A 22,946-nucleotide genomic window follows, 5' to 3' on the forward strand; every position below is an offset into this window, starting at 1 on the left:
AAAGCTAGTGGGTCGGGAACTCTGGCCCAGAATGCCAACATTTAGCGTATCAACTTCCTTTGCCGCAACGCCTGCCACAGTGATATGCAGGGCATAAAACAAAGCGGTCCCGATATATAATAAATCTCCAGCCATGATTTTAAACGGTGGATGGATGGTTGGTCCGATGGTTGATAATTATTTGTTAATGTGCCATCAATTTTAACAATTTAATTATTAGCAAAATGTTCTGTGGCATAGTCTGAACTTATAAAAAAGTCTTTACAAAATTCAATGAATTCCTCAACCGTATGTGACATGAAATGTTCTTTATGCCACGCTAGACCAATTGTGCGTTTACATATCGGTTCTTCAATATGCAATTGAACCGATTGAAGGTTAGAATGTTTAATATATGTTAGTGGAGTAAACGTTACGCCAAGATTCAGTTCAACTAACCCTTGTATAATGCCTGCCTCTGATAATTGATAGACGACATTCGGTTCAAATCCAGCTTGTCTGCAAAAATGATCAGTGAGTTGTCTGAAATAATATTCTGGAGTTATACTGATAAACGATTCCTCCGCTGCTTCCAATAGATGAATACTATTTCTGCTAGCAAATCTATGACTTTTTGGGACAGATAAGAAAATTTCCTCGTCAATCAAGGGATACCACTCAATCTCAGGGTTAATAATCGGAAAAGTAGATAAACATAGATCGATGTCTTGGTTTTTCAGTTGTTCTATAATTTCTTTTTCTGAAAATGCCTGATTTTGAGTGAATTTTGCATTAGGATATATTTCTAAAAAATCCTTTAATAAGTATGGGAGTACACTAGGAAAAGTAGTTGCAAATGAAATCATCCCATTTTCAGCTCCGACCATCTCCTCTAATTCACGCTTCCCCTTCTCCAACTCAAAAAACACTTTATTTATTCGCTTGAGATAAGCATTACCAAATGAATTTAATCGTATATTTCTACCTTGCCTGGTAAATAAGGGGATACCAAGACTTTCTTCCAAACGTGTAATCGTATTACTTAACGCTGGTTGCGAAACGTTTAATTCTTGAGCAGCTTTTGTTATGTGTTCATGCTTTGCAACGGCTTGAAAATATTTAAGATGCAAAAAATTCATAGTCTCTGGATTCCTTTCCAACATAAATTCATAACTTTTCTGTAATATTTCTATTATAAAACTTGTATTGGAAGTTTCAAGTTAATTTTCTTATAATTTCCAATATACAGATATTCAAGAAATTTCAAAATAAGGGATTAAGGAGTGGTAGTATGAATCACAATCACAATCAAAATGAAAGCGCTATTAACTTTAATGAAGCAGTTGACGTAGTCGTTATAGGTTCCGGAGGTGCTGGTCTAACAGCAGCTCTTTCAGCGGCAAAATCAGGAGCAAAAGTATTAGTTTTAGAGAAATCCAGTAAACTGGGTGGGAACACTAGCATTTCAGGTGGTCAAGTGTGGGTGCCTAACAATCACCATATGTTAGCAAAAGGAATTCTTGATTCAGAAGAAGCTGCACGAGCCTATCTAGAAAAAGTTATTGACGGGGCAACAAGCAAAGATGTCATTGATGTTTTTATCAAAACTGCTCCAGAGACTATTCAATATATTGAGGAGAACACTCCATTAAGGTTTCATAGTATGACTAAATTCCCTGATTACCGTCAAGAGTTTCCTGGTTCTGTTCAGGGCGGCAGAACGTTAGACCCGGATCCGATTGCAGCAGAAATTGTTGGAGAATGGGCTGATCTTATCCATGAAGGTCCACATTTTAGTGCTGTAACGTATGAAGAAAATAGTAAGTGGAATGCATTTGCATATCCAGAAAATATTGACTTTGACCTGATTGCGGAAAGATTAGCAAATGATATTCGTACATTAGGTGCAGCAATAATCGTTGGCTTAGTCAAAGGATGTTTAGACTCAGATGTTCATTTTGAGGTAAATGCTGCTGCGAACCGTTTATTAAAGGATAAGAACCGCATAACGGGTGTTGAAGTAACGATCAACGGAAAAAAACAATTGATTGAAGCGCGTAAAGGCGTGGTGATTGCTTCCGGAGGGTTTGAATTCAACGAAGAATTAACAAATCGATTCCTTCGTGGTCCTATCAACGGTCCAATTGGTGTACCTACCAATACAGGAGATGGTTTAAAAATGGCCTTAGATGTAGGTGCAGATGTTGCGCACTTAAATGAAGCTTGGTGGTGTCCAACCATGAAGATTGATGACGAAGAATTCGAAGATACACAAGTGTTTCGTCTATCTCGCGGAGAACGTTCTTTACCAGGAAGTATTCTAGTAAACCGTGCAGGAAAACGTTTTGTGAATGAAGCTGCGAACTATAACGATATGGCGAGAGCATTCCATGTCTTTGACCCAACTAAATACGAGTATTCCAATATGCCTTCATGGATTATTTTCGACGGTCGATTCCGTTCTAAATATTCCGTAATGACATTAATGCCTGGTGATCCAGATCCAGATTGGTTATTCTGTGCCAATACATTACAAGAGCTTGCTGAAAAAGTTGGAATTGATGGCGATCAACTAACAAAAACTGTCGAGCGCTTTAACCAATTTGCTATAGAAGGAAAAGATCCTGACTTCCATCGTGGTGAAAGCAAGTATGATTCATACTATGGTGATCCAAGAAACAAACCAAATGCAGGTCTAGGTCCAATTGATCAAGGGCCCTTCTATGCATTGCCAGTATACTCAGGTACACTTGGGACAAAAGGTGGAGCGGTGACAAACGCGAGTGCTCAAGTTTTAAATGTTTGGGGTGAACCTATTCAAGGACTATATGCTGCCGGAAATGCCGCGGCAAGCATGATGGGACCAGGTTATCCGGGAGCCGGTGGTACATTAGGACCTGCACTCACATTTGGTTATATTGCAGGTTTGCATGCCTCTAGTATTGTTAAACCAAATACAGACGGGGTTAATGCTATTCGTTCTTAAAAAATGTGCTATTCATTAGAAAACAGATGATATAAAAAAATATAAGGGGATGACGAGTATGCCAGCTGCAATTGAGAGTGGTCGAGTGGAACTTAACATTGAAACGATGTGGAATTTTATTAAAGATATGGGAAATTGGGCTCCATGTATGCCAGGTTATGTTTCTTTTGAAGAAATTGATGAAAATATCTCTATATGGACTCTTAAGGGAGATGTTAAGATTTTCAAGAGAAAGGTAGATTTTCATGTAACAGTGACGGAAAGGGTTGCTCCTGATACGATTGCTTTTACCCTAGTAGCAGAGAAAGAAGGAATTAAAGGCGAAGGCATATATAAAGCGGTTCCAATAGGATCAAATGCTACGGACCTTGAATTCAGATTAAATATGGAAGGAAAAGGGATGGCAAAAAAAGTAGTAGATGCCCTTATGGCTAAAGTACTCCCTCGATATTGCAGAGAATTAAAAGAGAACTTAATTGAGGTGCTAGAAACACAAGTAAAACCTGTTGTTTCTAACTAATGGTTTAATACAATAAAGGAGTTCTATTATATGGTTTATGAAATGAGAACTTATACCTTAAAGATTGGCAAAGTGCCGGAATATCTAAAATTATTTGAGGAGATCGGTTTACCGATTATTTCAAAATACTCAAAATTAGCTGGATTTTGGTATACGGAAATTGGCGAGCTTAATCAGGTCGTGCATATATGGGAATACGAAAGTCTTGATGACCGTGCGGAACGACGTATAGCTCTATATCAGGATCAAGAGTGGGTTGAGAAATTTATTCCCCTTGTTTTACCAATGTTTGAAAAACAAGAAAATAAAATTTTATATCCAACAAATTTTTCTCCTATACAATAAATTAAAGGCTTGAAAGCGAAGGTATTCAATTTAATTACATGGACAGAAAATCCACTGATTTCATTATCAGTGGATTTTTCTTTGATATTTCCAGTTGAATCTTCAGCTGTAACCTTGTCCGGTGGTTTTGGTATGTTTAAGATATAAATCCCTATGCATTATAAAGCTTACTACTAACATGACAATGGCAATCATTGTAAGTAAAGTAAACCCAGGCAGCCATTGCTTGAAATATTGGTTTAGACCTCCAATTACAATTGGGCCAAGTGAAGCGATACTATAACCTAACCCTTGTACAAGAGAGGAAACTTTTCGATTGTCATCAATATCATGGGAATGATCAACGATTAACATGAATAAAACGGTGAATCCTCCCCCTTGTGCAATACCTCCGATTAATGACCATAGCGGCCACCATTGTGGGGCGATAAATAAACCAATGGGGATAGCAAGCCAACAGGCCGCTATTCCACTCAATAATGCTACATTACTCATCCTCCCCATTGCAGCGAGAGTAGGTACACCAAATGCGCCTACTAAGGCAAGTATTTGAAATGCAGATGCGGCAATTCCCGCAGAGGTTGGGTTCATGCTGCTGGTTTCAATAAAATAAACCGGTAGCCATGCAGTCATAGCATAATAAAGAAATAAATGGGACGCAAAAGCTATAACTAATAGCCATACAAACTTCCGTTTCCACACCGGCAAACGCCATTTTTCTGAAACATTAAATTCAGTACCCTTTTTTCCGATAACTACATTTGGATGATTGGGACGCAAAAACACGATTACCCAAACAATTCCGGCCAAAATAGCAAGAACCACCCATAGGGTGGTAGCCACTCGCCAACCAAAAAATATTGCAAGGGGGGCAGTAAAGGCAGACGTGAACATTGTCCCTATATTTAAAGCAGACGTATAAACACCTGTCACTGTGTTGGAACTTCGGGAAAAGTCACGGGCAATGATCATAATACTCACAATGTTACCTATTGTGAGAGATGCACCTAAAATTACAGTCCCTACTAATGCCACGGCAATCCCATCAAGCGACCGAAGTACGGTTCCAATTGCCACACCACCAAGTGTTGTGGCTACAGAAACTTCAATTCCCATTCGAGCAATAAAACCGGATGCTAAAGGTGTAAGAATTCCAAAACACAGAATAGGGATCGTCGTTAATAAGCCTGCCATTGTTGAACTTATCCCTAAATCCATTTGCAACTCACCAATAATTGGCGACAATGAGGTTAAAGGGCTGCGTAGGTTAATAGCTAGCCCGATTAAGGCAATTAACATGAGGATATTCATTCCGGTTCGGGTATCTTTAACATGATGTAGTTCTTTATCCATATATTTTTCCATTCGATTAACCCGGCCTATTGAGCCGTATACCCGCCATCAACTGAAATCGATGCCCCGGTAACAAAAGAAGCTCTGTCGCTTACAAGAAACGCAATCACATTCGCCACTTCTTCAGGTTTTCCAAGACGGCCAATCGGTTGTTTATCCAGCATTGCAGTTGTTATTTCTTTTGGTAAATTTACCAGCAACGGTGTTTCAATATAACCTGGACAAACGCTATTTATACGAATTCCTTGCTTCGCATATGTTAATGCCTGAGACCGTGTAAAATTTACAACTGCCGCTTTTGCAGCAGAATAGGCCGTACTGCCTGCTTGCCCAACAAGTGCCAAAATCGATCCCATATTAACAATTGCTCCGTAATCCTTTTTCAACATTTGTTGGATTGCATACTTATTTGAAATGACTACTCCTGTTAGATCAATATCAATTACTCTTTGCCATTCAGATAACTCCATTTCATGTACAGGCCTTTTTTTCTCCGGGATACCTGCATTAGCTACTAAAATATCAAGACTACCGAATGTATTAAAGGTCGTCTCCATTAAATTTTGCACATCATCCTCCTTAGTGACGTCACAAGCAATAAATAACGCTTCCCCACCATCCTTCTTTATTTCTTCAACTACTTCTCTAGCAGTAACTGCTACGTCGCCAATAACGACCTTTGCTCCTTCTTTGGCTAATAAACGTGCAGTTGCCTCCCCAATTCCAGAGCCAGCACCAGTTATAACAGCCACTTTACCATTTAACATAATTACAACCCCTTTTCATTGTTCCCTTTTAGTACAAAAAGCCATTAAGAGGAATTCCTTAATGGCTACTGAATAAGGTTTAAACGGCCGTATAGCCGCCATCAATTGTAACAATTGAACCGTTCATAAACTTTGCTTCATCAGATGCCAAAAATACAGCTAATTCAGCCACTTCGTAATCATGGCCAAATCGGTCCAATGGAATTTTATCTGTTGAACGAGTTTTTAACATCTCTTCGGTTAACGGTGTTTGAATCGTTCCAGGGGCAATTGCGTTAATTTTAATCCCTTTAGAACCATATACTGCAGCTAGGTGTTTAGTATAGCCGACAACACCATGCTTAGAGGCCGTATAAGCAGCACCACCCATTTGTGCTACCAAGCCAGCAATTGAAGCGATGTTGACGATCGTACCATTTTCGCGTTGAAGCATACCTGGTAGAACAGCATTTGTTATATTAAATACAGCTTTAAGATTTACATTTAAAATGAGATCCCATAGCTCCTCATTTGTATCTAAACTATTGGTGTATTTATCAAAAATGCCCGCATTGTTAACTAGAATGTCAATTTTGTCAAATGTTTGCAACGTTAACACTACCAGGTTATTAATATCATTTTGATTGGTTACATCAACTTTGATCGCCAATCCCTCTCCACCGAATTTATTAATCTCCTTAACTACTGCCTCTGCACTTTCAATATTTAAATCCGCAACAACAACCTTTGCACCTTCTTTTGCAAAATGAAGTGCTTCAGCCTTTCCCATCCCTGATGCAGCACCAGTAATAATCGCAACTTTATCTAGTAATCTCATCTTAAATCCCCCCCAAATTCCGCTTATTTATTTAGGTAGTTTTTGATACATTAACTTACACCTAAATACTTAACTAATACAGCCTCATCACTAAATAGCTCATTTGAATTTCCTTCGAAGCATACCTCACCTTTACTTAAAATATAATGGCGGTTTGCGAGTGTTTTAGATAAACGCAAACTTTGCTCAGCTAACAGTATTGTTACATGTTTATCTTTTAATTTAGCTATTGCCCTTTCTAATTCTTGTACAATTACGGGAGCTAAACCCTCACAAGGTTCATCTAGTAAAATTAATTTAGGATTAGTCATAAGACAACGGGCAATTGCCAACATTTGTTGTTCTCCCCCACTTAACATCGTTCCCATACTGTTTTGTCGTTTTTCAAGTACTGGAAATAGTTCATAGATTTCACGTAGTCCCCATTCCCCTTTTTGATATACACCAACTAACAAATTTTCTTTTACCGTTAAACTAGGGAAAATTCTACGTTCTTCAGGTACATAACCAATTCCTTTTTTTGCAATAATGTTTGCTGGAACCCCACTAATATTTCCCTCATTAAATATGACATCCCCATCTACTTTAACCATGCCCATAATTGTTTTTAAAGTTGTAGTCTTACCTACACCATTCCTACCTAACAAGCTAACTACTTCGCCAGAGTTGATTTCGAGCGAGAGATTATGGAGTATGTGTGCTTCGCCATAAAAACTATTAACATTTTTCAATTGTAATAATGTCGACATTTTATTCCCTCCTTACGTCCCAAGGTACACTTCTTGAACTTTAGCGTTAGCTTTAATTCTTTCGGGAACATCTTCAACAAGAATTTCTCCATAGTATAAAACCGTGATTATATCGGAGATGGAAAATACAATATCCATGTCATGTTCTATAAAAATTACCGATAAATTATGATTATCAGAAATCCTCTTGACTAGTCTTGCAAGTGACTGACTTTCTTCAACTGAAAGACCAGCAGTCGGTTCATCCAAAAGTAATAATTCTGGGTTGCCAGCTAGTGATAGAGCGATTTCAATTTGTCTTTGCTCAGCATAGGATAATTCTTTTGCCTTTACATTGGCTACCCCTGACAAGTTACACTCCTCTAGTAATCTGGTTGTTTCTTCATGGATTTGTGGGTAAGAAGTTGGTGGTCTCCAGAAATTATATTTTTGGTCCATCATCCCCTGGACAGCTAAACTAACGTTTTCATAAACTGTATAAGAAGGGAAGATATTAGTAATCTGAAATGACCTAGAAATCCCTAATTTTCTAATTTGATGGGGTTTCATATGTGTTATTTCTTTATCTTTAAAGGCAATCTTTCCCCTTTGCGGGTGATTTTTTCCTGAGATCAAGCTTAAAATAGTAGATTTTCCTGCTCCATTTGGACCAATAATCGCTCGTATTTCACCCTTTCTTATTGTCAAGCTTACATCTTTCGTCACTGGTGTAACCTGGTAAGAGAAATGAATATTATCAACTTTCAAAATAACATCAGATTCCATATGATTTCCCTTTATTTTTTGAACATCCATCCGAATACCCCCCTAGGCAGATACAAAACAACAAGAACAAAGATAAAACCAATAATAATCATCCAGTTCTCTGTATAGGAACTTGCCCAATCTTGTAACCAAATAAAGAGACCTGCACCTAATAATGGTCCAAAAATAGTTCCCATACCACCTAGAATTGTCATCATTAATATGTTTCCTGAGAACGCCCAATGAACAAAATCAGGTGAAACAAATGTCTTTAATAGCATAAAGAGAATTCCGGCGATCGAAGCATAAGCTGCACTAATTAAAAACACTTGCAATTTAATATAGGTATTACTAAAGCCTAAGAAACCTGTACGATCTTCATTTTCTCTAATAGCAATTAAAACTTGACCAAAATTTGATTTAACGAGTCTATTCATACTCCAGAACGATACTATAAGAACTCCTGCTGTAATAAATAACAGAACTAGCGGATCTGTTAATGGAAGCTCTATTACACCTAAATTTATAGAAAGTCCTTCAGATACCGAAAAACCATCTAATCCATTTGTAACTTCTCTCCACTTGGTAATAATCGTCCAGATTAACATCCCAAATGCCAGAGTTAACATCGCAAATTGTATACCACTAAGCCTTACACAAAACCAACCGATAAGGGCTGAAACTATAATGGTAAAAATAAATGCTACTATAGCACCTAGCAAGAATGGCCAGCCTAGTTTAGTAATCAAAATCCCGCTTGTGTACATTGTTAATCCAAAAAAGGCTGCATGCCCAAAGCTAACTATCCCCGTAAAACCAACCAATAAATCAAGACTCATGGCTAATAGTGCAAAAATCATCATTTCAATTAGCAATCTTTGATAATACGGTTCGAAAAATAAAGCGGCATATACAATAACTACGGTAATCCCGATATAAAAAGCGAGATTCCTATTCCAACTAATCTTTATCGCATTGCTGTTACTGTGTGCGCTAATGGGACTGCTAATTACTTTTTCATTTTCATGCATTTTATTACCCCCCTCTGTTAATACTATTAATCTAAGTTACTATTTTAATGAGTCGGTCGTTTAATAAGGGCTGAGATACCTTTATCGTTAATAATTAATATAAGAATCATTACAACATAGACAAATACCATGGCAAAATCAGGCATGAAAATACTTCCTATTGTTTGAATGAAACCCACTAATAAAGCACTTACAATTACCCCCGCTAAATTTCCCATTCCACCAATTGTAATGATGATAAAAGTTGTAATGATTATTAAACCTCCCATATCAGGTGTTAACGATAGATATGGACCAGCTACAACACCAGCTGCTGCAGCTAATGAACAACCTCCTCCAAATACGAACATCCCCAATTTTTTAGTATTAATACCGAGCGCTAAAGCCATTTCTCCATCTTCTGTACCTGCTCTAACACGAATACCCACTTTCGTATGGTGAAGTAGTGTATACAAGATTAAGCAAACTAATGCTGAAAAGACGATAACGAATAGTCGATAGGCTGGATATGGAAATCCCATAATATCAATAGATCCTTGAAGAAAGGCTGGTCCATTAAATGAATGATTAGATGTACCCCATACCATTTTTACTGCATTTTCAATAATCAAGGCTAATCCAAATGTTAGCAACATCGAATAAACTGGGTCCTTTGATTCCAATTTTCTAAGCCAAAAGCGCTCTAAAATAACTCCTAGCAATCCAACTAATATCGGGGACAAAATTAATGCTAACCAAAAACTATGTAACGTATTTACAATGGCAAATGCAAAGTAAGCTCCTAACATGTATATAGCTCCATGAGCAAAGTTAACAACATTTAAAAATCCAAATATCATTGTTAGGCCTAAAGCCGTTAATGCCAAAAGCATTCCCTGTGCTAACGCATTTAAAAAATGTATTAGAACGATCATGCTCTCCCCCACCTTTCAGACTAATAGTCTCTTACTAACTACCAAATTTTCTTGTTAAATTGCTAAGTCATTTCTAGTTCACATTATGTGAAGTCTAGCAATAACTTAGCTCTTTTTAACTTTTCAATAAATCATTGATTATTATTAAGGATTAGCTTCTCCAATAGTTGATTCATAGATAATTTCAACAGTTACTTCACCATCTTTTTCGACAACCTCACCCATGAAATTAGGGTGTAATAACTGATGATCTTCTGCGCGCACTGTCATTTCACCTAATAAAGAATCAATTGTTAAACCTTCCATTGCTTTCATAACATCTTCTGTTTCTGCTGAACCAGCAGCTTTTATCCCCTCAAATAACATTTGTAAAGTATAGTATGCTTCACCATGGTAGACTGTTGGTTTCTTGTTAACAGCCTTTTCAAAGTTTGCTACAAATTCCTTATTTTTTGGATTATCAATCGAGTAATGATAATTGGCATTTCCTAAAACGCCTACCATATCACTTCCAGTACCATTTATTACTAAGTCAGTTAAAAATGTAACGACAGTGGTTTTATCCATTAATCCAAAGCTTTTTGCTTGAGACATGAAATTAATACCATCGCTCCCTGACAACGCTACCCAAACTCCATCTGGTTTAGAAGCAATAATATTCGTTATTTGTGATGAGTAATCAGTTGTCCCTAGTGGTGTATAGGCTTCACCAAGCACTTTATCCCCATTAGCTTCTGCAATTTCCTTGAACCTAGCTAACGAACTATGACCCCACTCATAATCAGCACCAATCATATACCATGTTTTTCCTTTTACTGCTTGTGGATACCATGCTTTGATTGTTGCCATATCCTGCAAGTCGTTATGATTACCACGGAACATATTTTTATTAAAATTAGTAGTTGTTAATTTAGGTGTCTTATTGACAGAGGAAAGATAGAGACCATTCCATTCTGGCATTTTTGCACCAATTGCTAAACCAACAGCACTAGATACTGCACCCATTACAAAATTTACACCCTCCTTATTTACAAGTCTTTCAGCCTTTCGTAAGCCTACATCTGGAGAACCTTCATCGTCTTCTTTAATGACTTCAACTTGTTTCCCAAGGATACCACCATTTTCATTTACTTCCTTAACCGCAAATTCCACCGCCTCAACTACTTCCGTTCCAATAGGAGCATAGGCACCTGTTAAACTTGTAACGGCACCGATTTTTATTGTATCTTCATTTCCACCACTTGTACTACCGCCTTCTCCTTTATTAGTAGATGATGGTGTCCCACACGCAGATAAAAGCACAAGAGATAACAAAATTGATAAATAATATTTAATTCTCTTCACAATAACTTCCTCCTAATCTATTAATAGACTCTCGGCATTTGCCGAGCTATGTGGTTCAAGGATTTTCTTGAACTGTTTATAAATTTTATAAAATCGGTAACTTAGGCTTATTTGGCATGCCCTTTTTTGAAAACAGTATGAAAATGGATGATTACATCCCCATACTAGCTCTATTTCCAGTGATTTTTTGGAAAATACACAGATATCACTCTAGAAATTCCGAGAGCCTATTTTAGTATATAATTGAATTCTAGTAAGCTATGTTTATATGTATTAACATACCTCTCATGCCTCAAGTATATTAGGCCTTTTTTCCTTCTAAGTGGATTCCCTCCAATAATCTGTAATTTTCAACATAGTTGAAATCTATTAATTCTTTTTTAAATCGTCTATGGAATCGCTTACATAATTGCTTCTCTTTCTAACTTTTTAACTGGAATTTTGCAGATAATTGTTATTCACTAGTACCACCTCTTTTAAGCTTTTATTTTTCTATATATTTTGAATTATAAAAATACTAACTAATAAATTCCAATACCAATTTTATAATAAATATATAATTATTAAGTTATGAAAGTATGTTTAGAGGGCTTCTTACAAAATCCAAGCGTTGTTACATTATTTTAAACCACTCATTGAGACACCACCTTAAGCCTCCTCTTCCCTAATTTAAAATTTACCATATAATTACACCAAAACCTATTTCTTCAAAGGACTGCTAAATACATTAATGCTATTTGCCTGGTAAAACTAATTGAAAAAAGAAAGGGTAAAAACATGCAGGGTACATTTAAAAAGCTATTTTTTCTATCCATATCGGTGAATCTTTTGCTTATCTTTTTCATCGTAAAATTTAATAGGAACGAGGAGGAAATCCATGCTAAAGCCCCGGATTACCTCCAGAACAAAATATATATGATGAGAACAAGCCTTTTTGATGTATATCCAACGAAACAAGCCAATGTCGCTATGCTTGGAGATTCAATAACCCAGGCAGTTGATTGGCGCGAATTATTAGAAAGAAATGATGTTGTTAATCGTGGGATTCGTGGTGATATTACGGAAGGAATGTTAAATCGGCTTCATTATATTTATAAATTGAAACCTAAGATGGTCTTTCTAATGGGTGGGATTAATGACATTAGGTCAAATGAGACTGCACCCGAGGAAATCGCTCGTAACCACCGAAAAATTGTGACTGAATTAATCGATCGGCAAATTAAACCTGTTATTACCTCCACACTCTACGTTTCTTCATCTGAAAGAAAACACAAGAAGATTAATCAGAAGGTGGACGAGCTAAATAATATGTTAAAAAAATTAGCTACTGAAAATGATATCCCGTTCATCGATTTAAACAGCAAATTAGCAAATGGACATACATTAGATCAAAAATACACGATTGATGGCGTTCATCTTATGGGGAACGCTTATCAAATATGGGGCGAACAAATTTCAGAAGAACTAAAAAGAGCCGCAGGGTCGGGAACTCTGGCCGAGGAAACTCTAGCCCACAAGTATAATTTCCCAATTTGTTTCAAACACTAAATTTATCTTTTTGATAATGAAACGGAGGTTTTATTTTTGGCAGATGAGAAGATTCCACAATTCCCGGAGCCATATTGGCGGGATGGCATAGATTTTCCTGAATTTAAACAGCTGGATGGAGATTTGGAGACGGATGTTGTTATTGTTGGCGGTGGTATTACCGGTATTACGGCTGCGTATCTCTTGGTCAATGAAGGTGTTAGAGTTGCACTCATTGATGCAGGCAAACTGCTAAATGGAACAACCGGCCATACGACTGCGAAAATAACAGCACAACATGATATCATTTACGATGAATTAATCAGCCATTTTGGAATTAATAAAGCAAGATTATATTATGAAGCGAACACAAATGCCTTGAATTTTATTAAAAACACGGTCAATGATCTTAAAATCGATTGTGATTTCAGCGAACAAGATGCACATCTTTATACAACTGAAGAGCAAAGTATCCAAAAAATCGAAAAGGAATTCCAAGCTTATCAAAAATTAAATATTGAAGGTAATATTATAAATGAAATTCCTTTTGATATTAAAATCTACAAAGGGCTCGTTATGAAAAAACAAGCCCAATTTCATCCCCTTAAATATTTGACTCACCTTGTAAAAGTTATAGTCGACAAAGGTGGATACATTTTTGAAAACACGGTAGCGGTAAATATTGAACGAGATGAAAATAAAGCGACAGTCCTTACCCGCGACGGTCACCGTGTTACGGGGAATGGGGTCCTCTCTTGCTCTCATTTTCCTTTCTATGAAGGGACGGGTTTTTATTCTGGACGATTACATGCGGACCGTTCTTATGTACTTGCTACGAAAACAAACATGGATTATCCGGGTGGCACGTATCTAAGCGTTGATAAGCCCAACCGGTCGATTCGTTTTACGCCGGTAGATGGTGAGAATTTGCTCATCATTGGAGGTGAGAGCCATAAATCGGGTCAAGGTGTAGATACGAAGGAACATTACAAAGCATTGGAAAAGTTCGCAAAAGATGTTTTCAATCTTGATCACTTTGATTACCGCTGGTCAACTCAGGATTTAGCAACATTGGATAAACTTCCATATGTTGGTGAAATCACTTCCGGTGTTCATAATATCCTTATTGCTACAGGTTATCGAAAATGGGGCATGACCAATGGCACGGCGGCAGGCTTGTTATTAGCGGATATGGCACTGAATAAAGAGAATCCATATCAAACCGTCTACACCCCATCTCGTTTTTATGCGGACCCAAGTTTGCAAAAGTTCTTTAAAGAAAATATTGATGTAGCGAAACACTTAATAAAAGGAAAACTCGAGGTTAGCAACAAGTATGCAGAAGAATTGGCAAATGATGAAGGCGGAATTGTGATGGTTAATGGTGCCCGAAAAGGCGCCTACCGGGATACCGAAGGAAAACTACATATTGTTGATACGACGTGTACGCATGTTGGCTGCGAAGTGAATTGGAATGATGGTGAACGTACTTGGGATTGTCCATGCCACGGATCCAGATTCTCATACACGGGTGAAGTCATTGAAGGTCCGGCAGAAAAACCGTTGCAAAAAGGCGATCATACGATGCTTGAAAATCTTACTTCTGAAAACTCGGGTTACTAAGAAAAGCGGAAGCGCCTTGCTTATCGCCGTACAAACTGGAGGGGACAACGACAGCGATAAAAGAAACTTGAATTGTGTTAGCAATTCTTAGTTGACTTATCGTAGGAAGGAGACCTGAAGTTTGCTAGGCGATAGGCGCTGGAGCCAGACAACGATGTTCAAAAACTAGATACTTTCTTTACTTTTAAAATCGGACAAGGGACCATCGATTCGGTTCCTTGTCCAACTACAACACATCAAAGTACACTATCCACACTTAATAAGAAAACTATACCTAGTACTAAAAATATAAGTGAAAGTATGTATTCTTTCGAGTCTTTTAGATACTTCCATTGGATGTATGTTTGAAACCCCATTAATATGACGTAATAGGAAATCCAATACCACTTCACGATTTCATCATCTTTATCAATAAAATACGAAAAAGTAGCTAAAAAAGTAACAAGAATAATTCCACGACCCCAACGATCTACATTTTTCCCTGCGGTCTCCGAAATCTTTTTCTTTTCTATACCAAGCCGTTTTCGAATTACCCTCTCTATTAATACAGACAGAAGAATGAAAATGATTACAAATTGAAAAAATCCCACTGAAAGACCCCCTATCGATTTCTATAGTATAATATCATTGTATTGTTTTTTTATATAGTCATTAAAATAATGGAGGAATCAATGTTGCTTGCCAAAATTGAAAAAGCCGAGAATCAATATATAGCCCGCTTTGAACGTCATTTAAAGCACTCTGTTCATGATGTTTGGTCATATTTAACCGAAAATGAGAAGCTAGCAATGTGGTTCCCTGAGTTAAGCGTGAACGAACTTCGAGAAGGCGGAATCATTAAATTTGACATGCGAAATGGGACGTTTTTAGAAATGACTATTACCGAGTTAAAAATGCAGGCTGTCCTAGAATATACCTGGGGTGAGACAATAGTTCGTTTCGAATTGAGTGAAGAATCTTCGGGTTGTCAATTAGTGTTAGTTGAAAAGATATCAAAAATTACAGACCATACTCCAAGGGATCTGGCAGGCTGGCATGTATGTCTTGATGTTGTGGAAGCCCTCCTTGCTGGAACAACGATTGAATCTAGACGTGAAGAATGGAATAAATGGTACGAGAAATATGTTGAGGCCGTTAATAAAGTTGTCAACTAGTTTTTTAAAATAAGGAGACTGGCTCATTTACTTAGAGTCAGTCTCCCCTATTTTATTTCTCCGTTTTAATAAAAACTGTATTTTGCTTCCCTTCCCACCTTACATCAGTTCCGATTGCTTCACTTATGAAACGCATCTGCCTTATCCACTTATTTTTCATAAAACAGCACCCTTTTCTTCTTTCTTAAAAATCTGACGTAAACAGCCAGCAAAAGTTATTAGTTATATGGTCTAAATTTCACATGACTCAAATATTCTATATAAAGATTTTCATGAGGTCTTTTTTATTAACATCCCCCGAAAAGTAGGTGAAAATAGAATGTTTACTGTTCATTTTATTGAAAACAAAAATATTTTATTAAGTCAGCTGCTTCAAAATGTTCCATCGGTTGGTCAGGATTTAAAAATTAAGGGCCGGAAAGCAAAGGTTTTGAGTGTAGATACGATTGATGAGAGAACCATTCACGTAAAAGTTGTCCAGGAGGAAGTTAAAAAGAAGCAACAGCTTGTTTTGGATAATAAAAAGAAAAAAAGATAGCAAAAATACAAGGCATACCAACGTTGGTATGCTTTTTTATTTGGGACACAGTTCCCGACCCCATGGCCTGTAATTGAAAATAGATGACTATTTATGTTCAAATTTCACTACAAGAATTCATAACACCCAAAAAATTGGTAAATAATATCCAGGAGGTGATTATATGGATAAAAGATACAGTAAAACTCCCCTTTTTATGCAAAGAATTGTAGTTTTATTAATACAAAACAAAGGTACTTATGAATAGGAATGCATTTGAAAAGCTAATGTGGAGTATTGCCCTTCCAGGGTTTGGACAATTTTTAAACGGAAAAATAGTAAAAGGCATTGTTTTAGTAGCACTTGAATTTCTGATTAACGTAAAAGCTAATTTTAATAAAATTATTCTTTTAAGCTTTAATGGAAAAATAAACGAAGCCGTACACGAAACAGACTTGGAATGGTTAATGTTTTATCCTTGTTTATATTTTTTTGCCATGTGGGATGCCGTTAAAGATGCAGAAGGCGGAAAAGATCACTTTTCTTTTCTTCCTTATGTATTTTCCGCATTTTTTGTTACCGTTGGTTTGATGTACTCATCAAATTTAAAGATTTTTGGAATATTTTTTGGGCCTGTCTGGCTTCCCATGTTATTTGTTATTCCTGGAGTAATAACCGGACTTATTATTAAAAAAATCATGAATATTATCTATTGAATGAGCCACGGGGTCGGGTACTGCGGCTCGCTTACCCACCCGCTGCTCTCCCACGGCTTTTATCACATAATTGTTTACCCATGAATATCCTAAAGTAAATTGCATATTATTAATGCTTACTTTGAGGTGGCGGATGATGAAAATATATGTTGTACAAAGAGGAGACACTCTTTCGAGAATCTCTCATAAATTTGGGACTACCAATCAACAAATTGTTTTTGCTAACGGTTTGGAGGACCCGAACAGGTTGGTTGTCGGGGAGGCATTAGTGATCCCTGCACCTTATCAACAATATGTGGTTCAGCCCGGAGATACCTTATGGTCAATAGCCTATCGTTTCGGTGTATCGATACAAGAGATTGTAAAAGCAAATCAGCTAACAGACCCATCGAGACTTTATATTGGTCAAGTACTAACCATTCCCGTTATTTATCATTCCGTTCAATCTGGGGAAACGTTATGGTTAATTGCGAATCGTTATGGAGTAAGCGTTTCAGCCATTGTTCAGGCAAACCAACTTCAAAATCCAGAGATGCTTTATATTGGGCAAAGACTGAGGATACCTGAGACGTCCATGAAAAAAGCCATGGAAGTAAATGCCTACGTAACTAGGGTGGGCCAGGACGGAGCGAATCTTGTTTCACCGATCGCACCATATCTTACCTATATCAGCCCATTTAGTCATAATGTTACAAAGACTGGGGGCCTTACACCTTTAGATGACAATGCTATCCTTACAGTCGCTCGGAACAGAAATGTTTCCCCGCTTCTTGCGATTACAAATGCGGGTTTTAATCCAGACGAAGCCGCCCAAATTATAAGAAATGAAGACATTCAGAATACACTCATTACTAATATATTGGCAGAGCTAAAGCAAAAAGGGTATACAGGGGTAAATATCGATTTTGAATACGTCTACCCTGAGGATAAGGAAAACTTTAATAATTTCCTCCGAAAAGTCGTTAGACGAATAAAACCAGAGGGTTACTCTGTTTCAACAGCACTTGCTCCTAAGTACAGTGCGGAACAAAAAGGATTACAATATGCGGCTCATGACTATGCCGCTCACGGGGAAATTGTTGATTTTGTAGTGATCATGACTTATGAATGGGGTTGGATTGGCGGCCGTCCAATGGCAGTTGCTCCTATTAATGAGGTAAAAAAGGTGCTAGATTATGCGGTTTCCGTCATTCCTCGTCATAAAATTATTATGGGTGTACCGATATATGGTTATGATTGGAAGATCCCTTGGAAATATGGAACAAGGGCTGATGTTATTGGTCCAAGACAGGCTGTCAACATTGCGGCGCAAAATGGCGTTGCCATTAACTATGATGAAACCTCTCAATCGCCATTTTTCCATTACACAGATCGATCAGGTCAACAGCATGAAGTGTGGTTTGAAGATGCCCGCAGCATACAGGTCAAATACGACACTGCAAAAGAGTACAATCTTCGCGGGGTAAGCTACTGGGTCCTTGGGCCAGCATTCCAGCAAAATTGGCCAGTTCTAGGGGCAAATTTCAATATCATAAAAAAATAAAATAAACATACCGGCTCTGGGACACAGTTCCCGACCCCCAGGCTCAGTAAAGCAGCTCACTTCTGTTAGAAAGGAGCTGTTTTATTTTTTTACTCTACTCTACTCTTCCTAACGTTCTGTATTCTACTAGTATCATACCGATGATCGTATTTATCACCTTTATACTTTATATTGAGTGTCGAAATATCCAGAATGTTGCACCATAAGAAACATTTTACATGTATAATAGATACAGGGATGTCTTCTGAATAATAGGAGATGATATGAGATGAAATCTACGGTAAGCATTTTACTATTCTTTTCAATAATACTTATAACTGCATGTGGGTCAACCTCGACGAATGATGGAGGCAATTCACCTACAAGTAGTGATACTGAATTAGAAAAAGTGAAGCTTTTATTGGCTGCCAAAGGTAATCCCATGTTTTACGCTTATATTGCTAAGGAAAAAGGGTTTTTTCAAGAGGAAGGTCTTGATGTTGAACTGGTTCCTGAAAAAGGCGGCGCAAATGTTGTGCAGCAAATTGGTGCTGGGACTGCTGATTTCGGCGTCGTTGCTGTTGCCTCTCTAATCCCGGCTTGGGACCAAGGGATAGACATTAAAGTTGTATATCAAATTAACTCGACGAATTTATTTGATTTAATCGTTCCAAAATATTCTGACATTAAAAATATAAATCAATTAAAAGGACAAGCCATTGGAGTTACAGAACTTAGTGGTGCTGAAGTGCCTATGGTTCAATCACTTTTAGCAAGAGAGGGATTACATGCGAATGAAGATGTCACTCTTCTTCCAATTGGTAATGATGCTACAACTATTCTCGTCGCTTTTGAAAAGGGGAAAATTGCAGCCTATTGCGGTGGAGCACATGATTTAGTTTCCCTTTATACAAAGGGCTTTCAATCAAAATCCTTAACACCTAGGGCTTTTAAATCACTACCTTCAACAGCTATTATTGCTAACGGAAAAATTATTAACGAACGGCCAGATTTAGTTGAAAAAATTTCACGAGGAATTGCAAGAGGAATAGATTTCTCGATTAAAAATCGCAATTCAGCATTTGAAATTATGAAAATCGCAGTTCCAGAAGAATTTGCAGATGAAAGGGTTGGCCAATTAGGACTAAACACATTCATTGACCTATCTACCCCTATCGAAACCGAAAAAGGCTACGGCCATATTTATCCTGATTCATGGAAGAAACTAATTGAACTTTTTAGTGAAGGGGAACAACCCCTTCTGACAAAAGAAATTGATGTTACTAAATACTTAAATACAAGTTTTCTCGAAAAAGCAAATGCGTTTGAAAAATAAGATAGACGAAAAAACCAAGAATGGACACGCAAATTCTTGTAACGTACCCCAAACCTTGAAAAATCCAATAAAACGGGCACGTTCCTTTTGGACAGCCCGTTTTTCATTGGTCATGCTACTTTAATCACTTCCGAGTTAACATTTGATCAGTGATTTCATAGTGTATATCTGCTACATTAATAGCCAAACTTTACTTTTGGCGAAATGGTTAAACCCTCCCCATGATTCACAATATGGTATAGTAAAGTGCTTTTCCCACTGCCGTTGCTGCCAGTTATAGCAATTTTTTTAGCGAGGGGCAATTGAAAACTAACCTCATCTAATAACACTTTCTCCTCCACACGAAGCGTTAGTTTGTCTGCCATAATTGGAAACTTATTGTGCAATTCTAAAGCTTTTGATTGGCGGAACACGATTGGTCTTTTCTCTTTTACCGCTTCGACTTCTTGAAGATGTTCCTTTCTATGTTCAATCGCTTTTGCCGCACGTTGTAGTGCTTTTTGGCTTGTGCCCTTGGATTTTGTCTCAAACATTCTATTTGCTTTGGACTTTGCTTCTTTTTTTGACATGCGCCCTGCTTGAGCAACTTTTTCAGCTTTTTTCATTTTTTCCTGAGCTGCTTTTGAGCTATATATTCACTTTAATATTTCCTTATCTAAATAGGTCACTTCTACATTGTCTAATTCAAAACATACTTTTTCCATTTTTTTAAAGAAATAAAAAAACACAGACGATCTGCCTTTCTTCACTGTTCACAAATACATTTAAAGTGAAGATTATAAATTCGCTTCCACATCTTTTGAAAACAGACATTCGGACTCTGAATGTTACTCATCGCTATCCTACGTTAAACTTTTTTGTTTTAGTGGACAATGAGGATGATAATTCCATCAGCTGCGTACCTATAAGATGCGTTCTCTCCATTTCACTAATTTGTTTATCACTAGTGGTAAACATTTGTTCTGTGCTTGAAAGTGTTTCTTGAGATATAGAAACAATCCCAACTGTTGTTTGTTCAAGCTGGGGTAATATGTATTGAAGTGCTGAAAGCTCTCCTTGCATGTTTTGTATTTTTTCAATTACGATCCCAATTTCACTCATTAAGTCGTCAAAGGATTCCTTGGATTGATTTGCAGTTGTTAAAGTCTTTTTAATTTTTAATAAAATTTGATCAAACTCTTGTGTAGCCTGAATGGTTACATCCTCCATGCTTAAAATGGAACTTGTTATTTTCTCAGCAGCCTTTGTTGATTGGTCGGCAAGTTTGCGCACTTCATTGGCTACAACTGCAAAGCCCTTCCCAGCCTCTCCCGCCCGTGTTGCCTCAATCGTAGCATTAAGTGCTAACAGTTTTGTTTGATCGGCTACCGCTTGTATTAAACCGACCAGGTTACCAATGGCGATAGAATGATTTTTCACCTCTTTAATCGTGCCAGTCATATAATCGAAATCTGATTCGAATTGGTTAATGGTTTCGATTAATTGTGTGATATTTCGCTCGCCCCCTATAGCTGAACTATTCATATCCTCTGAACTAGTAAAAACTTTATTAATATTATTAATCAGCAATTCAATTTTGTCTTTCATCGTATTAAAATCTTTAACACTATCCTCTGAAGTTGCTGCTGTCTGCTCAGCAGCTAGCTTTACCAAATTAATTTCTTGGATCAATTTGTGGCTGGAGGTCAATGCTTCGTTGGAAGACTGGCTTAGATTTTTTCCTGTTGATTCCAGTTCCTTTGTTGTTTCGTTTAATTCATGAATCATATTTCCCATTTGCTCGATCATCATATTAAAGCTTTTATTCAACGAAATTATTTCTGGAACAGTCGTTTTTACAGAAATCGTTTTGTTTAAATTCCCTTCACGAACCTCTCTCATCGTTTCCTGTAATTCCTTTAATGGTTTTGTAATACTTTTTACAAATAAACTAATTAGAATTGTACATATCATTAGGGAGATAATGACTAACACAATAATAAAGGAATGCATTTGATTAACAGGGCCCAAGTACGAATTAGTAGGGACTACCAAAACATAATTCCCATTTATTTCATTTATTTTTTGCACTGAAATGGTATAATCCTTCCCCTCCAATTGTTCATGGAATAACCCTTTATCCATCTTATTAATTTTTTCTACTAGTTCACTTAAAGAGGTATTCTCCACTTTTTTACTTACTTGGAAAGGTGTAATTTTTCCATTTTGCATATAATACATGTCTGAAGTTATACCATCTGCTGCTAATTGTTTATGCTGATCACGAACGCTCATTTCTACCTGTTGAAAAAAATAATTCTCATCACTAATATAGACAAACTTCAAATTTTTAATTATGTATGACATAATCTCAACTTCACGAGATAATCGATCTTCTATAATTTGAATAGTGGTTGTTTTAGCTTTACTGTATAACGTAAAACCGAGGATATTTATTGATACAACAAACAACAAAATAAAAATAAGAAGCAATCTACTTTGCAGGCTCAGTCGATTATATATTTTTTTCAATTTTAATCCCCCATCTAATTCCTTAAGTTATCAAGTCACGTTAATGGAAATTTTACCAACTCAATGTTAAGCAACTGTAAATGTATGCTTATTTTTTTGTAAAACTTTCGTGAGGGACAAAAATAGCTGATCGAGAAAATTATTGATTATTCTCTATAGAGTGTAATTCAATGGAAAATAGCACAAGATATAGTCGATAAATCTAATTAATGAAAGGATGGTGGTCCTTTATGAACCTAAAAGGTGATTTGCAAGAAGCTCAGGATTTAATCCATAAAGCCCATTTCCATTTAAAGCAAATTAACTCTAACAGTGCTGAAGCAGAAGCCTGTCATTTTGCAATGGGGGAGCTGGAAAAAGCGCAACAGAAGATACAACATGTTCAGCAAAGAATGAATGAATAGTTTTAATATTAATTTATGAGGCCAAGCATGATATGTGGTTGTTTGGGATGAAGTTCCTAACGTTGGATTATCATATTTTTAAGGTAT

General features: G+C 37.0%; 23 protein-coding genes and 1 pseudogene. 11 read left to right on the forward strand and 13 right to left on the reverse strand.

Translation table 11 applies throughout. The features are described from left to right. Positions 1-209 precede the first annotated feature (209 nt). A complete protein-coding gene (locus tag P9E47_RS14155) occupies positions 210-1,118 on the reverse strand; it encodes a LysR family transcriptional regulator (protein ID WP_326163767.1) in 909 nt (302 codons plus the stop codon). 152 nt (positions 1,119-1,270) lie between these two features. Between P9E47_RS14155 and P9E47_RS14160 the strand changes: the two genes are divergently transcribed. The 3 genes from P9E47_RS14160 to P9E47_RS14170 are packed head-to-tail and all read left to right on the forward strand — an operon-like array spanning position 1,271 to position 3,830. Continuing rightward, positions 1,271-2,965, forward strand: a complete 1,695-nt coding sequence (locus P9E47_RS14160; protein ID WP_326163769.1) for an FAD-dependent oxidoreductase — start codon at positions 1,271-1,273, stop codon at positions 2,963-2,965. A 58-nt stretch (positions 2,966-3,023) separates the two neighbouring features. Next, entirely contained in the window at positions 3,024-3,485 is a 462-nt protein-coding gene (locus P9E47_RS14165; protein ID WP_326163770.1) for a CoxG family protein, read from the forward strand. Between the two features lie 30 nt (positions 3,486-3,515). Continuing rightward, positions 3,516-3,830, forward strand: a complete 315-nt coding sequence (locus P9E47_RS14170; protein ID WP_326163772.1) for an NIPSNAP family protein — start codon at positions 3,516-3,518, stop codon at positions 3,828-3,830. A gap of 102 nt (positions 3,831-3,932) precedes the next feature. Here P9E47_RS14170 and P9E47_RS14175 read toward each other — a convergent pair whose 3' ends face one another. From P9E47_RS14175 to P9E47_RS14210, 8 genes are all read right to left on the reverse strand, one after another. Further along, positions 3,933-5,195 (reverse strand): MFS transporter, encoded by a 1,263-nt coding sequence (locus P9E47_RS14175; RefSeq protein WP_326163773.1) that lies wholly within the window; start codon positions 5,193-5,195, stop codon positions 3,933-3,935. 14 nt (positions 5,196-5,209) lie between these two features. Then, positions 5,210-5,953, reverse strand: coding sequence for an SDR family NAD(P)-dependent oxidoreductase (locus P9E47_RS14180; protein ID WP_326163807.1), 744 nt, complete (start codon positions 5,951-5,953; stop codon positions 5,210-5,212). Between the two features lie 76 nt (positions 5,954-6,029). Then, positions 6,030-6,767, reverse strand: coding sequence for an SDR family NAD(P)-dependent oxidoreductase (locus P9E47_RS14185; protein WP_326163774.1), 738 nt, complete (start codon positions 6,765-6,767; stop codon positions 6,030-6,032). A 50-nt stretch (positions 6,768-6,817) separates the two neighbouring features. After that, a complete protein-coding gene (locus P9E47_RS14190; RefSeq protein ID WP_326163776.1) occupies positions 6,818-7,516 on the reverse strand; it encodes an ABC transporter ATP-binding protein in 699 nt (232 codons plus the stop codon). A gap of 12 nt (positions 7,517-7,528) precedes the next feature. Next, on the reverse strand, positions 7,529-8,311 hold the full coding sequence (locus P9E47_RS14195; RefSeq protein ID WP_326163778.1) for an ABC transporter ATP-binding protein: 783 nt from the start codon (positions 8,309-8,311) through the stop codon (positions 7,529-7,531). Next, positions 8,293-9,291: a branched-chain amino acid ABC transporter permease gene (locus P9E47_RS14200; RefSeq protein ID WP_326163779.1), complete on the reverse strand. Its 999-nt coding sequence runs from the start codon at positions 9,289-9,291 to the stop codon at positions 8,293-8,295. Before P9E47_RS14200 ends, P9E47_RS14195 begins: the two co-directional genes overlap by 19 nt. Positions 9,292-9,335: 44 nt before the next feature. Then, positions 9,336-10,205 carry a branched-chain amino acid ABC transporter permease gene (locus P9E47_RS14205; RefSeq protein WP_326163780.1) on the reverse strand — a complete coding sequence of 290 codons (870 nt, stop codon included), beginning with the start codon at positions 10,203-10,205 and terminating at the stop codon, positions 9,336-9,338. Between the two features lie 144 nt (positions 10,206-10,349). After that, on the reverse strand, positions 10,350-11,549 hold the full coding sequence (locus tag P9E47_RS14210; RefSeq protein WP_326163782.1) for an ABC transporter substrate-binding protein: 1,200 nt from the start codon (positions 11,547-11,549) through the stop codon (positions 10,350-10,352). Positions 11,550-12,326: 777 nt separating this feature from the next. On the opposite strand from P9E47_RS14210, the gene P9E47_RS14215 reads away from it, so the two are divergent. Together P9E47_RS14215 and P9E47_RS14220 are read left to right on the forward strand one after the other, a co-directional pair. Further along, on the forward strand, positions 12,327-13,097 hold the full coding sequence (locus tag P9E47_RS14215) for a GDSL-type esterase/lipase family protein (protein WP_326163783.1): 771 nt from the start codon (positions 12,327-12,329) through the stop codon (positions 13,095-13,097). Positions 13,098-13,133: 36 nt separating this feature from the next. Further along, complete coding sequence (locus P9E47_RS14220) at positions 13,134-14,699, forward strand: FAD-dependent oxidoreductase (protein ID WP_003330087.1); 1,566 nt, start codon at positions 13,134-13,136, stop codon at positions 14,697-14,699. 236 nt (positions 14,700-14,935) lie between these two features. Here the strand turns inward: P9E47_RS14220 and P9E47_RS14225 are convergent, their stop codons facing one another. Further along, entirely contained in the window at positions 14,936-15,289 is a 354-nt protein-coding gene (locus P9E47_RS14225) for a DUF4181 domain-containing protein (RefSeq protein WP_003330086.1), read from the reverse strand. An 81-nt stretch (positions 15,290-15,370) separates the two neighbouring features. On the opposite strand from P9E47_RS14225, the gene P9E47_RS14230 reads away from it, so the two are divergent. Further along, positions 15,371-15,853, forward strand: coding sequence for an SRPBCC family protein (locus tag P9E47_RS14230; RefSeq protein WP_003330085.1), 483 nt, complete (start codon positions 15,371-15,373; stop codon positions 15,851-15,853). 52 nt (positions 15,854-15,905) lie between these two features. Here P9E47_RS14230 and P9E47_RS14235 read toward each other — a convergent pair whose 3' ends face one another. Next, positions 15,906-16,013, reverse strand: a complete 108-nt coding sequence (locus tag P9E47_RS14235) for a copper amine oxidase N-terminal domain-containing protein (RefSeq protein WP_235786697.1) — start codon at positions 16,011-16,013, stop codon at positions 15,906-15,908. Between the two features lie 159 nt (positions 16,014-16,172). Between P9E47_RS14235 and P9E47_RS14240 the strand changes: the two genes are divergently transcribed. From P9E47_RS14240 to P9E47_RS14255, 4 genes are all read left to right on the forward strand, one after another. Beyond that, a complete protein-coding gene (locus tag P9E47_RS14240) occupies positions 16,173-16,391 on the forward strand; it encodes a hypothetical protein (protein ID WP_003330083.1) in 219 nt (72 codons plus the stop codon). 239 nt (positions 16,392-16,630) lie between these two features. Beyond that, positions 16,631-17,086, forward strand: a complete 456-nt coding sequence (locus P9E47_RS14245; protein WP_003330082.1) for a hypothetical protein — start codon at positions 16,631-16,633, stop codon at positions 17,084-17,086. Positions 17,087-17,222: 136 nt separating this feature from the next. Further along, positions 17,223-18,629, forward strand: a complete 1,407-nt coding sequence (locus P9E47_RS14250) for a LysM peptidoglycan-binding domain-containing protein (protein WP_326163785.1) — start codon at positions 17,223-17,225, stop codon at positions 18,627-18,629. A gap of 268 nt (positions 18,630-18,897) precedes the next feature. Then, positions 18,898-19,944 (forward strand): ABC transporter substrate-binding protein, encoded by a 1,047-nt coding sequence (locus P9E47_RS14255; protein WP_326163786.1) that lies wholly within the window; start codon positions 18,898-18,900, stop codon positions 19,942-19,944. A gap of 179 nt (positions 19,945-20,123) precedes the next feature. Here P9E47_RS14255 and P9E47_RS14260 read toward each other — a convergent pair. Both P9E47_RS14260 and P9E47_RS14265 read right to left on the reverse strand, forming a co-directional pair. Next, positions 20,124-20,567 (reverse strand): annotated as a pseudogene (locus P9E47_RS14260) (ATP-binding cassette domain-containing protein); the annotation flags it as partial. Positions 20,568-20,781: 214 nt separating this feature from the next. Next, positions 20,782-22,455, reverse strand: coding sequence for a methyl-accepting chemotaxis protein (locus P9E47_RS14265; protein WP_003330078.1), 1,674 nt, complete (start codon positions 22,453-22,455; stop codon positions 20,782-20,784). A 230-nt stretch (positions 22,456-22,685) separates the two neighbouring features. On the opposite strand from P9E47_RS14265, the gene P9E47_RS14270 reads away from it, so the two are divergent. Next, on the forward strand, positions 22,686-22,859 hold the full coding sequence (locus P9E47_RS14270; protein ID WP_169315872.1) for a hypothetical protein: 174 nt from the start codon (positions 22,686-22,688) through the stop codon (positions 22,857-22,859). Positions 22,860-22,946 lie beyond the last annotated feature (87 nt).

This window comes from Schinkia azotoformans, assembly GCF_035811335.1.
Classification (GTDB): Bacteria; Bacillota; Bacilli; order Bacillales; family Bacillaceae_J; genus Schinkia; species Schinkia azotoformans.

Bases quoted from the DNA above. Each gene is read 5' to 3' on its own strand.
- P9E47_RS14155 (WP_326163767.1), bottom strand. From the start codon at position 1,118: ATGAATTTTTTGCATCTTAAATATTTTCAAGCCGTTGCAAAGCATGAA.
- P9E47_RS14205 (WP_326163780.1), bottom strand. From the start codon at position 10,205: ATGATCGTTCTAATACATTTTTTAAATGCGTTAGCACAGGGAATGCTT.
- P9E47_RS14160 (WP_326163769.1), top strand. From the start codon at position 1,271: ATGAATCACAATCACAATCAAAATGAAAGCGCTATTAACTTTAATGAA.
- P9E47_RS14170 (WP_326163772.1), top strand. From the start codon at position 3,516: ATGGTTTATGAAATGAGAACTTATACCTTAAAGATTGGCAAAGTGCCG.
- P9E47_RS14200 (WP_326163779.1), bottom strand. From the start codon at position 9,291: ATGCATGAAAATGAAAAAGTAATTAGCAGTCCCATTAGCGCACACAGT.
- P9E47_RS14250 (WP_326163785.1), top strand. From the start codon at position 17,223: ATGAAAATATATGTTGTACAAAGAGGAGACACTCTTTCGAGAATCTCT.
- P9E47_RS14255 (WP_326163786.1), top strand. From the start codon at position 18,898: ATGAAATCTACGGTAAGCATTTTACTATTCTTTTCAATAATACTTATA.
- P9E47_RS14185 (WP_326163774.1), bottom strand. From the start codon at position 6,767: ATGAGATTACTAGATAAAGTTGCGATTATTACTGGTGCTGCATCAGGG.
- P9E47_RS14165 (WP_326163770.1), top strand. From the start codon at position 3,024: ATGCCAGCTGCAATTGAGAGTGGTCGAGTGGAACTTAACATTGAAACG.
- P9E47_RS14190 (WP_326163776.1), bottom strand. From the start codon at position 7,516: ATGTCGACATTATTACAATTGAAAAATGTTAATAGTTTTTATGGCGAA.
- P9E47_RS14215 (WP_326163783.1), top strand. From the start codon at position 12,327: ATGCAGGGTACATTTAAAAAGCTATTTTTTCTATCCATATCGGTGAAT.
- P9E47_RS14240 (WP_003330083.1), top strand. From the start codon at position 16,173: ATGTTTACTGTTCATTTTATTGAAAACAAAAATATTTTATTAAGTCAG.
- P9E47_RS14270 (WP_169315872.1), top strand. From the start codon at position 22,686: ATGAACCTAAAAGGTGATTTGCAAGAAGCTCAGGATTTAATCCATAAA.
- P9E47_RS14195 (WP_326163778.1), bottom strand. From the start codon at position 8,311: ATGGATGTTCAAAAAATAAAGGGAAATCATATGGAATCTGATGTTATT.
- P9E47_RS14230 (WP_003330085.1), top strand. From the start codon at position 15,371: ATGTTGCTTGCCAAAATTGAAAAAGCCGAGAATCAATATATAGCCCGC.
- P9E47_RS14235 (WP_235786697.1), bottom strand. From the start codon at position 16,013: ATGAAAAATAAGTGGATAAGGCAGATGCGTTTCATAAGTGAAGCAATC.
- P9E47_RS14245 (WP_003330082.1), top strand. From the start codon at position 16,631: ATGAATAGGAATGCATTTGAAAAGCTAATGTGGAGTATTGCCCTTCCA.
- P9E47_RS14175 (WP_326163773.1), bottom strand. From the start codon at position 5,195: ATGGAAAAATATATGGATAAAGAACTACATCATGTTAAAGATACCCGA.